This is a genomic window from Parabacteroides johnsonii DSM 18315, assembly GCF_025151045.1.
Taxonomy (GTDB): domain Bacteria; phylum Bacteroidota; class Bacteroidia; order Bacteroidales; family Tannerellaceae; genus Parabacteroides; species Parabacteroides johnsonii.
Genome location: NZ_CP102285.1, coordinates 808,913 through 824,039 on the forward strand (window position 1 = coordinate 808,913; position 15,127 = coordinate 824,039).

The following is a 15,127-nucleotide window of genomic DNA, read 5'->3' on the forward strand; positions in this document are numbered from 1 at the left end:
TGAAATAAATTTGTTGGTGATTATTTGTAAATAATAAGCTTAATATGCTTGTGTTTTACGAGAGTAATATCGGAAATAATATTAAAATATGAATTTGATGTTGCTCCAAGTGTTTAAAGAAGTGTATAATTAAAAATTATTCAGATGAAAAAGATTCTTTTTATAGTATTTTTGCTGATAACATCTATTGGCGTTTTTGCCCAAAAAGGAAATTTCTCATTGTTGGGGAATTTTGGTTATCAGACGGATTTTAAACGTGTGATGTTAGGCGTTCAAGGACGGTACAATTTGACGGATCATGTTCGTTTGGCACCGGATCTGATGTTCTTTTTCCCGAAAGATAAAACAACAGGTTTGGATGTAGATGTCAACGCACATTATGTGTTTGATTTGAGTGAAGATCATTTGTCGCTTTATCCTTTGGCGGGATTTAACCTGCAAAATAATTTCCAAGGGAAACGGACCGTAAAAGGAGAAGAAGGAGAGGTTACGTTGGATTCGCACAGTTCTACAAATTTTGGTTTTAACGTGGGAGGTGGATTGACCTATAATCTCAATTCGCGTAATTTTCTTAATGTCGAATATAAATATGTCTTTGGCAAAGACAATTCTTCCGTAATAGCATTCGGCTGGGGATATCGTTTTTGATCCCGGCTATTTTTATCACAAAAAAATCAATCATGAAGAAGTATTTGTTTATTATGGTGCTTTGTAGCATCATACAGATCTCTTTTGCCCAATCGAAAGAAGGTCAAAGTTCGGAACCTGCCCGTAAAGCAACATTTATCAATAATGGTTTCTGGGATCATTGGTTTATTGGAGCAGGTGCAGGCGCCAATATTTATTTTGGCGACAGAAATAGTGATGCCGACTTCTTCCATCGGTTTACCGTGGCACCGGAAGTTCAGTTCGGTAAATGGATCAATCCTTATTTGGGAACACGTATCAAGGGAGCAGGTTTGACGAATCTGCATACATTCAATGATAATGCGACTATCATGTCACGTAATAGGTTTGCGACGGTACAAGCGGATTTGATGTGGAGCATGACTGATTATTTCATGAAGTATAGTTCGGATCGTGTATATAGCCTTGTACCTTATGTCGGTTTCGGATGGGCTTTTGGATGGGACTATACGAACCAACCGACGTATGCAGGCGGGCATACCCGTATGAATGGCATGACGCTCAATGCCGGTATTATCAACAATTTCAAACTATCCGATCGAGTGACTCTTTCTATCGAGTTTGCAGCAACGGCTGTCAGAAGCGAGTTCAATCAAGTCAAGAGCAGTGGCAATTATGATATCTTGGGAACCGCATCGGCCGGACTGATCTTTAATTTAGGAAAGACGGCTGCTTTCTCGGAAGCGGAGTTGAGAAATCCTCAGGAAATCGATGCGTTGAACAGTCGGATTAATGAACTGTATGCTCAGAATCAGGAGTTGGCACAACGTCCAGTGGACTGCCCGGACTGCCCTGAACCTGAGGTGATAACCGAAAAGGTGGTTGAGTTTGAGGATAATCCATTGATAAACAATGTGGTTCTCTTTAAGATTAATCAAACGAAAGTAGATCCTTATCAGGGGGTTAATATTTACAATATTGCGCAATATCTGAAAGATAACCCGCAGTTCAAGGTGCGTGTGATCGGTTATACGGATCGTAAGACCGGAACAAGTCAGATCAACGAGAAACTTTCTGCTGAAAGAGCACAAAATGTAGCCCGTATTTTGATCAGCGACTATAATATCAGTCGTGACAGGATAAAGGTGGAATGGGTCGGTGACAAGGAACCTCCTTTTGATAAACCGGAATGGAATCGTGCCGTGATTCTTTATGTAGAACAAGAATAGAAAATGAAGAGACCATCTTGGAATAATCCAGAGATGGTCTCTCTGTTTTTATGAGTACAAGAATTATAAATGATTAGAATAAATGCATTATGACACATATAAATAATTTGATTGAGTTGAAAAAAAGAGTTTCTTGGGGAAGTGTTTTTGGCGGTGTAGTGACGGTGTTGGCTGTCTCTATCTTGTTATCGGTGTTAGGCTCCAGTATCGGTCTGTTTTTGTTTGACCCGTTTGCTGATAATCCCGTCTCTGGGATTGGGACAACGGTCGGCATAGGTACGGCTGTGGCTTTGATTGTCAGTATGGTTGCCGGTGGTTTCGTCGCCGGAAAATTAGCCGGGGTGGATGGCTTGATACATGGTTTTTTAGTTTGGGGTACAACTCTTATTGTAGGGACATTTTTCTGTGTTTTACTTACTGCCGGGGCGGCCAAACTTACAATGAATGCATTGGGAGCCGCATCGTCGGTGGCCGGAGGGGTTATTTCCGGAACCGGTTCGGTTGTGGGCGGTGGAGTCTCCGCTCTTTCGGATCAGGCGAAAGAATTGTTCGGTGAAATCGATTTTAAAGTCGATTTGAAACACGGAGAGTTGCCAAAAAATATTCGTGCGGTTCTTGTGAAAAGCAAAGTGAAAGAGTTGCAACCTGATTATTTGCAGAAGCAGTTGGAGGGGGTGAAGGCCGACTTTGGCAAATCTGTGAAGAAAGCCATCGCGTCTCCACAAGATGCAGATGAGATTTTTAAAGATTTTCTGGCTCGAGTGAAGGAACAGACGAATAAGCTGGCAAAAAGCATAGACCGGAATGATCTTGCCAAAGCATTGGCAAATAATACCGATATGTCGAAAGCTGAAGCAGACAAGGCGGTCAAGCAGTATACGGAAATCATGCAAAAGGCGACTGCAGAGGCCGACAAACAAATTCAAAATCTGGAACAAAATCTGGATAAAGCGATCCAGGAATGGCAGGAAGTGAAGCAAAATGCACTGGAAGCGGCTGATAAAGCTACGGACGCTGCGGCTCGCTCGGCTCTTGTATCTTTCTTTGCTATCTTGATCGGTGCTGTCTTGTGTAGCTTGGCTGGTGCTTACGGTAGCCGGAAAACGCAGGAACGAATAGATATGTGATTGGGGAGAAATATCTTCTTTAATAGATTCTTTCATTAGTATAACGGGGAGGCCTAATAAAAGAGCCTCCCCGTTCGTGCTATATAGAAGCAATCTCTCTCTTCTTGCCTTCAGTACAAGCATATCCATATAAAGTTTTTGTAGAAACAACCATCGTGCTATCAAGATAGCCGCACCAAATTCATTTTATAGCAATACGGTCTTATGAATCATATAATATAAGATATGATGTTTCCTCACTGCAAGAAAACTTATCTACATAGGTATAAAAAAACATCAAAGTGCCTGTTAATTCTGTAATCAGTGGTTGTGATTATATAATTAGTGTCAGCGATTATATAATCACAACCACTGATTTTATAATCACTGACACCGATTATAAAATTAATAGGCATTCTAGAAAGAATTATTCGGAACGAAAAAGAATATCCTGTCCATAGAAATAAGAAATTGTTACTGCAGAGTTTGTGCGGTTGCTTTGGTATACTACGGTTAAGCATATAAACATAAGGCGAAAACAATGAGGTGATTTCGCTTTGTAGAGGGTATAAAAAATCCCGGCGAAGACATTTTTCTTCGCCGGGGATAGGGGTTAATTACTTACAAGTGACGTTTCGGTTACTTTTTGGCCGATTTTTTTTCTGAAGTTGAGCACTTGCATTCTTTAGTCTGGGTCTGTTTTTTCGTACCCTTTGTTTCTACCTGCTTTTTTTCATTCTTCTTGTTCATAATCTGATAAATTTTAAAGTGAATATATTACTTGGCGACAGTTTATTTTCTGTTTCCTTTTTTATCTTGGTAGTTACACCAACTCATGACTCCGTCGGGTAAAGAAGAAAGGACTTCTTCGCTGCGTTCTTTGGCAAGTTCATTGTCCATTTCCTGGACCTCTTTTTCCGTGCGGTATGTACCTGCCGGTTTACGGTCGACGAGCCCATTGGTGTTTCGTACTTCTTGTAAAGGATCGTCAATGTATTGCCATTCTTCTTTCAAGCGTGTGCTTTCTCCTTCATTCCACGGCCCGCGGGCATCTTTGCCTTTGGACATGTTGAAATACAGGTTGCTGTATTTGGGGGAGGTTTGAAACACTCCGGGAGGAAAGTTGGGCTGGATGGTCTCCAATGCCGCTTCGAACTGTTGAAAATGGGTTACTTCGCGTGTCATAAGAAACGTGAGCGTCTCTTTCACGTAGGGATCATCCGTCAGCGGTATAAGATTTTCATATCCGATCTTTGCCCGGCATTCTCCTGCCATGTTGGAACGGAGATCCACGGTCAGATCTGCATTAGCGGATACATAGGTAGCACACCACGGATTTCCGTTGCTGTCTGTCAGTGTGGGACTTCCGGGGGAAGTTACCAAGAACTGCGGATTTGTGAATGCTTGATGGATGAGATCTTCTTTGGCTCCTTTGCCATTCATCATCATATTGATTTCCATGTTTTCCACCACGTCCTTCATTTTTCCGTTTACAGGTCCGAGGAGCATTTGGATGGTAGCCCCGACGATTTCGAGGTGTCCCAACTCTTCTGTTGCGATGTCCATCAGCATATCATATTTGTCAGGGTGAGGATTATGGCAACTGAAAGCTTGTACGAAATATTGCAAAGCCGATTTCAATTCTCCGTTTGCGCCGCCGAAAGCCTCAAGGAGGACACGTGCGAAACGTGGATCCGGAGCGGAAACGCGTGCGTTGTATTGCAAATCTTTTACATGATAAAACATAACTCGAAAGTTTTAATTATACATTTAATGAGGCACATTCAATTACTTTTTTGCATTATCGGCAAAATTGTGCACTTTGTTTTTCACATCATCGGCTTTTTCTGCGATGTTAAAAGTTTCCTTGGCGACCTTGTCGGCCACTTTTGTTCCGGCTTCCGCAACCTTGTCTTTTGCGGAATCAATCATGTCTTCTGCTTTACCACCCATCCGATGAAGGACATGGCATGCTTTTTCTTTTAACATTTTGCCTTTAGAAGAACAGCTAAAACGGTAAGCTACTACACCGATGATTGAGCCTAAACCCAGGCCCAGCCAAAATTTTGAACAACTTGTTTCCATAAATTCAATAGTTTTAAAAGATGAATAAATAATTGATTATATATCTGTTTTATGTGGACTTTTGAATAATGAAACGATCCACAATAACAAGATAGCTCCAGCAACAGAAGTGATCAAACTGCCCAAGATGCCCGCCGTAGCAATGCCTAACAGGCCGAAGACCCAACCTCCTAACAGGCCGCCAGCTATGCCGACCAGTAAATTGATGAGGATACCGAACCCTCCTCCACGCATAACCTTACCAGCAATAAAACCGGCTAAGATTCCGATAATAATATACCATATAAAATACATATGACTAAGTTTTATGCATTAATATAAAAGAATAATAATGTGAAATATAGGTGTTGGTACCATACCCGATTCACATTAAATAAACAGCCATAAAAAGATTTTTGTTTGTTGTAAAGAGAGGATATTAACATCTATTTTTGTAGGGATATACTAAGTGTATTTAAATGTCATATTTGCATATGATTAAGGTTTTATTTTTATGTAAACTATTTTTATATACGTGTTGTTTATTTTAAAAATAAGATTCTGTAAACAACTATTTTAAATAACTATGAATTGGGAAGAAACTCTGAAAAACGAATTGATGAATTCTGTCCAAATGGATTATGAACATCTTTACCGTATCTGTCACGATGCATATAAGGAAGGATGCGGATATGAAAAGTCGTTGGCTGTTGAAGCATACAGGCTTAGATGTTCCTATTTGTTCGGAAACAGATGTATGATGGCTTCTGACACGATCCCCCGACATATAAAAGTTTGTGATGGAAATTGCAGTTATCTGCATAAATATGAATTCGAATTGTATAAGTTGGAAGATTGATTTAGATCAACAGATAAAAGATTGTTTTATGCTAGTAAATACGAAGCGGATATGGTTGGTTTTGCAATTTGGTTTATAGGCTTGGTCTTGGCTTTGAAACCCGCATTTAGAATTTGGAATCTTGATGCCCCTAAAAAAAGGAAGTTGATCGTTGGTGTATTGATTATCCTCACCAGTTGGATAGGATTACTTTTTTATGATTTCTACGGGAGGAGAAGATTTCCGGTGTGGTTAAACCAATAATTAGAGAGAGGCTGTCCCTGCGTCGAATGCAGGGACAAGGCTGTTTTCTTTTACAAGATTTAGCATATCCGTCCGAAACCGAATACATCTTTTCGCTCATCTTCTTTTCCTTGTAAGAGGTTGCTTATAATCTGTGCTCCGATCATGCTGAACGTGATTCCGTTGCCCCCGTACCCAAGATCAAAGAATATGCGTTCCGTCCCTGGCCATGTTCCGATGAATGGGAGTCCGTCTTTTGTCGTACTGAAGGTTCCGCACCAGATCATTTCTGCCTTGAAAGGGACGGAGGGCAGTAAGGTATGGAATTTCTTTTCAAGTTTTTCCGTCTTTTCCCGGAGTAGTTCATCCCTTGCTTCAGGGTTATTGAAATCTTCGTCTTCTCCTCCGATGATGATTCGGTTACCACTGGTCCTAACATAGATATAAGGTTCTGCCGTTTCCCAGATGAGACTGTGTTCGGGCCATAGATCCTTATTGTCAATAGGGTGGGATATAAGTGCGTAAGTCGAGGTCAGTTTCATTACTTTCTCAGGTAAGAACTGCCCGGCTTCGAATCCAGCGGCGACAATTACATATTTACATCGGATGGTCCGGTCATCCTTTGTTTTGAGCCGGCAACCTTGAGGCGTTTCTTCACAAGATGAGATTTTTGTATAGGTGAATATTTGTAAATGATCTTTTTTTATATGATACCGGAAGAGTTGGGTTGCCGCCTTGTAGGCATCGAGCTGTGCGGACTGACGATTTAGTAACGCTCCGGCGTATGTTCTCATTTTGTATCGCTTATGAAGCTCTCCCTTGTTTAACAATTCTACTGGAAGCTCATAGCGTTTGCGTATTTCATATTCACGTTCGATGAGTTTTACTCCTTTTTCGTCGCTGGCATAGAAAATACTCGGTAACCGCTCAAAGTCTGCATCGATATCCGTTTCTTTCAAAACGGCTTCGATGTCTGAGATGGATTGCAGGCAAGACCGGTAGGCAGTTACTGCATTTTTTTCACCAATTTGTTCAGCCATTCGGCAAAGCGGAACGTCAATTTCATATTGCAAGAGTGCCGTGCTGGCCGCGGAACTGCCCGTGGCGATACTCCGTTTATCCACGACGCAACATTCCAGTTCCGTCCGGCACAATTCGTGAGCCATAAGGGCGCCGGTTATACCGGAACCGATGATTACTATATCTGTTTCCAGATCCTTTTTCAGCGGATTGTAGTAATCGAACAGTGGATTTTTGATTATCCAGTATGGTAATCCTGAATGTAAGTCCATAGCTATATTTTCTTTATTTTTGAATCTTTTCTATTTCATGTTTGACTTTCTCTGCTTCCTTCCGGGTCTCTTTTTTTGTGTCGTCCCAAGTCTTGTCTAATTTGTCAGCTTCATCTTCCACTCTTTCAATGGCATTGTCCAATGCTTTGTTGAGATCGACTTTCTTTTGGCTTTTGTTACCGCATGAAAAAGAAGCGACTCCCATTGTGCAAACCAAAATCAATAAAAATGTATGTCTTATCTTATTTTTTGATTTGCGTGCGAGAAGATACAAAACGATTCCGGCCAATGTGACGACACCTTGCAATAATTTACTTTTTCCCATGTTACTTCCTAAATTAAGGAAGGAGCTTTTTGCTTTTTTACTTTTTGTTTCCATACGATTTTGAATTTAATGAGTAAATGAACCCGTAACGGGCTACTGTTTTTATAAGAAATAGAAGTTCGATACTTTTTTGTTGGTGTACTTAAGATTTTTGAAGAATATTTTGGAGAACTATTTCAGACTTTGGTAAAAAGATAAAAAAAAAGAATAATCATCTTCTTGCTATCTCGTTGCCGATTGTTTATATATTTTGTATGTGTCTTGTGGAATGAGGTCATTTTACGGGTTTGTCAAAATGCCACTACTAACCCGTCGGAATGAACAGACATTTGGATATTCTTGTTATAACCTAAATAAAATGATCTTGGTATGAGAAAGATATCGATATTTATATTTTGTTTGTTTATTTATTCCCATTTATCAATAGGACAAGAGGAACAGCAATATGCAGGGACGGCTATGCCGTATCCTTCTCTGGAAAATTCATCTTATTTAGTTCAGGATGGCATGGTACCTTTTTATATTAACCATCTCGGAAGACACGGTGCACGATTTCCGACTTCAGGGAAAGCGTTGGATAAAGTAATAACAAGGCTGTCATTAGCTGGAAAACATAAAATGTTGACAAAAGAAGGTTGGGATCTACTTTTATTTATGCAAGAGGTATCTGAGCAGTTTAAGGGCAAATGGGGTGAATTATCTTCTTTGGGCAAAAAAGAACAAGAGGGTATTGCTTGGCGTATGTCAAAAAATTATCCTTGTTTATTTGCTGATTCGGCTGAGGTGGAGGCGATAGCCACTTATGTGCCTCGTTGTATAAATAGTATGGACGCGTTTCTCTCTTGTTTGCTGAGAGAAAATCCGTCATTGAAGATAAGGCGAAACAAGGGAAGAGAATATGATGATATTCTTCGCTTTTTCGATCTGAATGAATCTTATGTCAATTATAAGAAGAAAGGGGATTGGATTGCTGTTTATGAGAAATTTTCTCAAATCAAGATACCCACTTCCACTGTTATGAAACGACTTTTCCTCAGAAGCGGAACGGAGAAAGAAGATAGGGATTTTGTGATGGATTTATTTTCAATTATTGCGATATTGCCTGATACTGGACTTTCTCTGAATGAGATCTGTTCTTTTACTTCGAATGAATGGAGCCGCTATTGGCAGACTCAAAACTTGCGGCAGTACATGAGCAAGAGTTCCGCTCCGATTGGTCGAATGTTGCCAGTAGCGATTGCGTGGCCTTTGCTTTCTGAATTTATCCGTACTGCTGATGAGGTGATAAATGCAAAGTCGGATAACCATGCAAATTTTCGTTTTGCTCATGCAGAAACAATCATACCTTTTGTGGCGTTGATGGGTATACGAAATGCTGACGTACGTGTTGCAGATCCTGATTCTGTATCTGTGTATTGGAAGGATTACGAGATTGCTCCGATGGCAGCTAATATACAGTGGATTTTTTGTCATGATGAAAAGGGAGAAATATGGGTGAAATTTCTGCTAAACGAGAAAGAGGTGTCCCTTCCATTGACAACACCTCGCTATCCTTATTATTTATGGAGTGAAGTCGAAATTTTTTTTAATCAGCGAATCCGGATGGCTAAAGAAGAGCTTTTATCGGGATCTTAGAGATTGTTTATATCGGGAGTGTCCGGCCTGCTTTTTTCAACAACTAGGTACTAAATGTTCCTATATTTGCCTTTTATCCTCACCGAAATTTTGGATATTGGATTCTAGGATAATTTGTTCGACATGAAAAGGAAGATTGAAAGCAATACCTTCTGGACATATCATTCCGCTTGAAATTGTGACCTTCTTGGCTTGGGCATATAGGATCATGTTCTCTGTTATTTGCTGTGATTTCGGGATGATGTGGTAAAGCTCTTGTATAAAATGAAGCCTGTTTATTTTTAACATGGCCATACAATCATCAATTCTTTGAGATTATCATTGGGAATGAGATGTAAAGGTGTATATAGTATCACCGACCGATTGCGGTACTGGGGGCCGTTCAGAATAGTCATTCCAGAGACACTCCATCTGATATCTTTTACCGGGGTAATACTTTTATTGCCGGAGGAAGCAGAAAACGCAACGTCTGTATGGTATGAAAGATACATTTTTTGTTTAATTTTTGTTTGTTACAAATCTATGATTTTGGGTGTATTTTCTGTGTTCGATACCATTCGAGAAAAATCAAAAATTGTTTTTTTATTCTTTAAAGCTTGTATTTCGGATGATTTTGTATTTTTGCAGGCCAAAGGGTGATATATAATTATGCAAGTGTTTGGGAGGTATATACAATTATATCTAATATTATTTTTTATATTCTTAACAGGGAATCTTCAGGCAGTTCCCAAGTATTATTTTAAACAAATTTCATTAGAGGAAGGCTTATCACAATCTTCTGTGAAATGTGTATTGGTAGATGAAAGAGGGGTTTTGTGGATTGGGACTCGGTTTGGTTTGAACCGTTTCGACAGGGAAAAGATCACGGTTTACCAAGAAGATAAAGATAATCCGTATTCTCTTCCTTATAATGATGTCGTTTTCTTGGAAGAAGATGCGGCTCGGAATATTTGGGTAGGAACTAGTCGTGGACTGGCTATTTTCGACCGTAATACCCGCAAATTTGCTTGTCAGGAGTTGGATGGAGAACCGGTAGTGGCGACTTGCTGTCTCCTTATGTCGGACGGAGTCTATTTTTTTGGTATGAAAGGTGTGTATTATTATTCTTATGTGGAAAAGAAAATTGGTAAGTGCGAGTTGAAGAATACCATGCCTGTCTCTGTGCCCAACCACGCTTATTGGTATGACGAAAAAGATGGAAAGATCATTCTGTCTTTCCGCGGAAACGGCATTTGGTGGTATTACCCGAAGACGGGGACTATGGAGCGAGTGTCGTTTACCCAGGAAAAGAATATACCAGCCCTATTTCTGGATTCACACGGAAGGACTTGGGTGTCGGTCTATAATAAAGGTGTTTATTGCTACGACCGCGAAGGACGGTTGATTGAGCACCTGAAAACACCGGAGCGCTTGACGCATAATGTCGTGCAGGATATGCGGGAAAAGGATGGTGAACTTTGGTTGGCGACCGACGGAGGAGGCATCAATATTTATAACTATGCCACCAAGTCCGTGAAAGGGATCATGCACCTTCCGGGCGATCGTCATTCTCTTCCGGTGAACTCTTTTGCCAGCCTGTATATCGACGATGAAGGAAATATTTGGGCCGGTAGTATTTTAGGTGGTTTAATTGGTATTAAGCCTGTCTACATGACTACTTATCGGGATGCTCCTCCTGGAGCTACTTACGGCTTGAGTTTCCAATCAGTTGCGTCTATGTATGAAGATCGTGACGGTAAAATATGGATGGGTACAGACGGCGGCGGAATGAATTTGTTTGATCCTGAAAAAGAGACGTTTCAGGGATATCGACAGACGAAGGAGATGAAGATCGTCTCCATTATGCCTTATAACGATTCGGAGTTGTTGTTGTCTTTGTTTGGAGTCGGACTTTGTCGTTTTAACAAGAATACAGGTGAATGCAGGGAGTTCCCGTTGAATTGGGGAGACGTCCGGAACGATCTTTTTCTGTGTGGAAATGCGATTCGCCTGTATCGTGTGGATGATGATCGTTTTTGTCTTTTGACCGATAATTATTTGTTTGTGTATGACCATCGGAAATGTCAATTTGAACCTTTGCATGAAAACATGTTGCCGAATTTTCAGGCTCCTCGTTTCGTCGTGGGCGACTCGTGCTATATCGGTACATCTGCCGGACTTTACGTTCTGGATTTTCCGAGCGAAGAGTTACGTCCGGTTTTTTTGCCCGGTGAGGAAATTGGCACGATAACGTCAATAAAGCAAGGTAAGGACAAACGTTTCTGGTTGGGCACGACTTCCGGTTTGTATGCCTATGATCGTACTCTGCAAAAAATAGATACGATTGATACAAAGCGTTTTGTCGGAGTTATGTCTCTTGCTTTCGATAACAGCGAGCAATTGTGGATTAGTACGCATGAAGGATTGTATGCATATGTCCCTCAAGAGAAACGTATCGTTGTTTTTGGAGAGTCTGATGGAGTTTTTACACACGAATTCTTGCCGCAGCCTGCGTTGGAATCCGCCCTCGGTGACATTTATATGGCAGGAGTAGAGGGAGTGGTGCGAATACGGCCAGATCAGAAATTTCAAGACGAAGAGGACTTTTCCGTCAGCTTGATCAACTTAGCCTTGGACGGTTCTTTTGTCCATCCGGACGGTCTATTTGACAAGCAAGCTATTTCCGTTCCTTGGGATTATTCATCTTTAGGATTGAGTGTCATTGTTAAAGAGAAGGATTTGATGCGGAAGAAATTGTTTCGTTTTTATATCAAAGGAGGCCGTGAGGATTTGCAGGAGACATCTAGTCATGCCTTTGTTTTTCCGGCTCTTTCTCCCGGTAACTACGAATTATGGGTTTCATATAGCAAACGGAATGGTGATTGGAGTGCACCTTTGAAATTGCTGACAGTTGATGTAATCCCTCCTTTATGGCAGCGTGCCTGGTTTTGGATAGTTTTGTTTTTGATGGTGATGACGATGACCTCATGGGTAATCCGATCGATTATGAAGCGTAAAGAGCAGGAACTCGCTTGGGAAATGAAAGAGCATGAACGTAAATTTTATGAAGAGAAGGTCCGTTTTATGGTCAATATCAGCCATGAGCTTCGTACGCCGTTGACTTTGATATACGCCCCGCTCAAACGTTTGTTGAAATCCGGAAAAGTGATGGATGATGATGTTTCCAGGCAATTGGATGGTTTGTTGTTGCAAACTTGTCGGATACGTGAAATTGTTGATATGGTGCTAGACGCACAAAGATCAGATACGAACGGCGATGTTATGAATGTTCGTTTTTACAATGTCGCTGATTGGATACGAACGGTAACGCATGATTTTGCACAAGAATTTGAGGCTCGTAGTATTCGATTGGAATACAAGTTGGATACTTCGGTGGAAAAAGTCCCTTTTGATGCAGCCAAATGTCGTGTCGTGTTGTCCAATTTGTTGATAAATGCGATGAAGTTCAGTGAGCCGAATACTTCGCTGGTCATTGGTACGGAACGTATGGAAACGAGCCTGCGCATTTCTCTTGCCGACCAGGGGATTGGGCTGGCTCATGTGGATATGGATCGTCTTTTTTCTCGCTTTTACCAAGGTGACCATAACCGTAAAGGAAGTGGGATCGGTTTAGCATATGCCCGTAAGCTGGTGGAACTGCATGGCGGAAGCATCGGTGCTTACAGTAATGAAGACAGAGGTGCGACTTTTTATTTTGATTTGCCGTTAGTGCAGGCGTCTGTATTTGAAGAACCGGACAGTGTCGTTTGTTCGGAAATGAAGAATGCTGATGCCAAAGAAATGAATCCCCAGGTGGTACAAGCCGATTTCTTGTTTGCTAAATACACGGCATTGGTGGTCGAAGATGAACCAGAATTGCGTAGCTATTTGTTTAGTGTCTTGCAGGCGGAGTTCAAGGATGTTTATGTGGCTGGAGACGGTGAGGAGGCATGGGAGTTTTTGGGGCAATCTCAGCCGGATATCATAGTCAGTGATGTTATGATGCCCCGGATGGACGGTTACGAGTTGTGTCGGCGGGTTAAAAACAATTTGAAGGTCAGTCATATTCCGGTAGTACTATTGACTGCTAAAGCTGACCCGGCAAGTTCGGTCGAGGGATACAAGTCGGGAGCGGATATATATTTGGCAAAGCCATTTGATGTGGATTCTTTGATGGTAATTTTGCGGAATGTGTTGAGGCTGCGTGATCAACTTCGGGCACGTTATCGGGAGTCCGGTTGCCTGTTCTCTCCCAAGGATGATGCAGTCAGCAATGCGGATGAACAATTCATGCAGAAATTGAATCTATTGATTCATGAAAATCTGACCAATCCGGATCTGAACGTAGCTTTTATTGCTTCTGGTATGGCGATGAGCCGTACGACACTTTACAGTAAATTCAGCCATTTGTCGGATATTTCAATCGGCGATTATGTGATCAGATTCCGTATGGTCGAAGCTGCTCGTTTGCTTTCATCCTATAAGGACATGAGCATTCAGGATGTGGCGGATCGTACAGGTTTTTCCAGCGCCCGTTATTTTAGTACTGCCTTTAAACAAAACTATGGGATGACTCCGACTGAATATCGTCGTAAAAATTAGGTGGCTGTCGTGAGATAATAAAAGTTGTGTTGAAAGTTTCTGTCGCTTATGATTTTTAATTTTGATATGATCGTCCTAAATTACTCTTGAAAAGATAAAAAAATAGATTTATCTCAGTATTTTTCCCGAGTTGTTCGTTTAGCATAGGTAAAAGGAAAAAAATGGATTTTGATTATAGACTTTTAGCGAAATACTTGATCGATACGCTTTCTCCCGAAGAGATGGGAAAAGTGCAAGAGTGGCGTGTTTTATCAATTGATAATGAATATGTTTTTTCAAAATTGGTGGAACTTCGCATTTCGGGGAAGTTTACTCAATATAATACGTCTGAGCATATTGAAAAGGCATTGGAAGGGTTGAATGCCAAAATCAATAGTAGAAGACGTTTTCAAATATTTCACTCCGTGATGAGATATGCTGCCGTAATTTTGCTATTGGTTTCTTTTTCTTATGTGGGATGGGATTATCTGAGACCAGATAATTATGTGACGATTACGGTGAAACAAGGGGAAGATGTGAAAAAAATCATGCTTGCGGATGGATCGGCCGTTTGGTTAAAAGGGGGGGCTTCATTGAAGATTCCTGAGGCTTTTGCCGAAAATAGCCGAAAGCTCTCCTTGCAAGGAGAAGCATTCTTTGACGTTGCAAAGAATGCACAATCTCCATTATATGTTTCGACGAATTATGTGAATATTAAGGTGCTAGGAACCGCTTTCAATGTAAAAACAGACGAGAAACACCAAAACGTAGAAACTGTTTTAGCAAGAGGTAAAGTTGCTTTATTCGATAAGCAATGGAAAGCCGTTTTAGATATGTCACCGGGAGAAAAGGTGACATATAATAACTATAAAAATGAATATGCCACAGAATTTGTGGATGTGAATATATGTACGGCGTGGCGACTGAACCAGTTTGTCTTCGAAAATGTCACGCTTAGGGAAATAGTTAACCAACTCTCCGTAAAATTTAATGTAAATATAAATCTGGAATCCTCGAAGCTTGCCCAGCGCAAGTTTCGGTGTGTGATCAACGAGGACGAAAGCTTGTCTGACATACTGAAACTCCTGAAGTTTTTGGCTTCGATCCAATATCGGATAGAAGGAAGTGAAATCTTTATATATGAATAATAAAAAATGAATGCCTATGATGAAATGACAGATTTAGAAAAGCAACACACACAACACAAA

13 protein-coding genes are annotated in these 15,127 nt (G+C 40.8%); 8 read left to right on the forward strand and 5 right to left on the reverse strand.

The window, feature by feature from the left end; translation table 11 throughout:
- The first annotated feature begins 144 nt into the window (after nucleotides 1-144).
- The 3 genes from NQ564_RS03525 (at nucleotide 145) to NQ564_RS03535 (ending at nucleotide 2,983) form a co-directional block, all read left to right on the forward strand.
- The gene (locus tag NQ564_RS03525) at nucleotides 145-648 is read left to right on the forward strand and encodes an outer membrane protein (protein WP_008147456.1); all 504 of its coding nucleotides are present in this window, start codon (nucleotides 145-147) and stop codon (nucleotides 646-648) included.
- 32 nt (nucleotides 649-680) lie between these two features.
- On the forward strand, nucleotides 681-1,856 hold the full coding sequence (locus NQ564_RS03530) for an OmpA family protein (RefSeq protein ID WP_021862114.1): 1,176 nt from the start codon (nucleotides 681-683) through the stop codon (nucleotides 1,854-1,856).
- Between the two features lie 89 nt (nucleotides 1,857-1,945).
- Nucleotides 1,946-2,983 carry a hypothetical protein gene (locus NQ564_RS03535; RefSeq protein WP_021862113.1) on the forward strand — a complete coding sequence of 346 codons (1,038 nt, stop codon included), beginning with the start codon at nucleotides 1,946-1,948 and terminating at the stop codon, nucleotides 2,981-2,983.
- Nucleotides 2,984-3,754: 771 nt separating this feature from the next.
- Here the strand turns inward: NQ564_RS03535 and NQ564_RS03540 are convergent.
- The 3 genes from NQ564_RS03540 to NQ564_RS03550 are packed head-to-tail and all read right to left on the reverse strand — an operon-like array spanning nucleotide 3,755 to nucleotide 5,341.
- Nucleotides 3,755-4,708, reverse strand: coding sequence for a manganese catalase family protein (locus NQ564_RS03540; RefSeq protein ID WP_008147461.1), 954 nt, complete (start codon nucleotides 4,706-4,708; stop codon nucleotides 3,755-3,757).
- Nucleotides 4,709-4,750: 42 nt separating this feature from the next.
- Nucleotides 4,751-5,047, reverse strand: coding sequence for a YtxH domain-containing protein (locus NQ564_RS03545; RefSeq protein ID WP_008147462.1), 297 nt, complete (start codon nucleotides 5,045-5,047; stop codon nucleotides 4,751-4,753).
- Between the two features lie 36 nt (nucleotides 5,048-5,083).
- A complete protein-coding gene (locus tag NQ564_RS03550; RefSeq protein WP_008147463.1) occupies nucleotides 5,084-5,341 on the reverse strand; it encodes a GlsB/YeaQ/YmgE family stress response membrane protein in 258 nt (85 codons plus the stop codon).
- Nucleotides 5,342-5,612: 271 nt separating this feature from the next.
- On the opposite strand from NQ564_RS03550, the gene NQ564_RS03555 reads away from it, so the two are divergent.
- Both NQ564_RS03555 and NQ564_RS03560 read left to right on the forward strand, forming a co-directional pair.
- Nucleotides 5,613-5,885 (forward strand): hypothetical protein, encoded by a 273-nt coding sequence (locus tag NQ564_RS03555; protein WP_008147464.1) that lies wholly within the window; start codon nucleotides 5,613-5,615, stop codon nucleotides 5,883-5,885.
- Nucleotides 5,886-5,936: 51 nt separating this feature from the next.
- Nucleotides 5,937-6,128, forward strand: coding sequence for a hypothetical protein (locus tag NQ564_RS03560; protein ID WP_021862609.1), 192 nt, complete (start codon nucleotides 5,937-5,939; stop codon nucleotides 6,126-6,128).
- Between the two features lie 59 nt (nucleotides 6,129-6,187).
- Here the strand turns inward: NQ564_RS03560 and NQ564_RS03565 are convergent, their stop codons facing one another.
- Nucleotides 6,188-7,399 (reverse strand): NAD(P)/FAD-dependent oxidoreductase, encoded by a 1,212-nt coding sequence (locus NQ564_RS03565; protein ID WP_021862610.1) that lies wholly within the window; start codon nucleotides 7,397-7,399, stop codon nucleotides 6,188-6,190.
- Nucleotides 7,400-7,412: 13 nt separating this feature from the next.
- Entirely contained in the window at nucleotides 7,413-7,778 is a 366-nt protein-coding gene (locus NQ564_RS03570) for a hypothetical protein (protein ID WP_008147467.1), read from the reverse strand.
- A 315-nt stretch (nucleotides 7,779-8,093) separates the two neighbouring features.
- Here NQ564_RS03570 and NQ564_RS03575 point away from each other — a divergent pair, with 315 nt between their 5' ends.
- The 3 genes from NQ564_RS03575 to NQ564_RS03585 all read left to right on the forward strand — a co-directional run bounded on the left by NQ564_RS03575 (nucleotide 8,094) and on the right by NQ564_RS03585 (nucleotide 15,067).
- Nucleotides 8,094-9,359: a histidine-type phosphatase gene (locus NQ564_RS03575; protein WP_008147468.1), complete on the forward strand. Its 1,266-nt coding sequence runs from the start codon at nucleotides 8,094-8,096 to the stop codon at nucleotides 9,357-9,359.
- A 648-nt stretch (nucleotides 9,360-10,007) separates the two neighbouring features.
- Nucleotides 10,008-13,940 carry a hybrid sensor histidine kinase/response regulator transcription factor gene (locus NQ564_RS03580; RefSeq protein ID WP_129649775.1) on the forward strand — a complete coding sequence of 1,311 codons (3,933 nt, stop codon included), beginning with the start codon at nucleotides 10,008-10,010 and terminating at the stop codon, nucleotides 13,938-13,940.
- Nucleotides 13,941-14,101: 161 nt separating this feature from the next.
- Nucleotides 14,102-15,067, forward strand: coding sequence for a FecR family protein (locus tag NQ564_RS03585; protein WP_008147472.1), 966 nt, complete (start codon nucleotides 14,102-14,104; stop codon nucleotides 15,065-15,067).
- Nucleotides 15,068-15,127 lie beyond the last annotated feature (60 nt).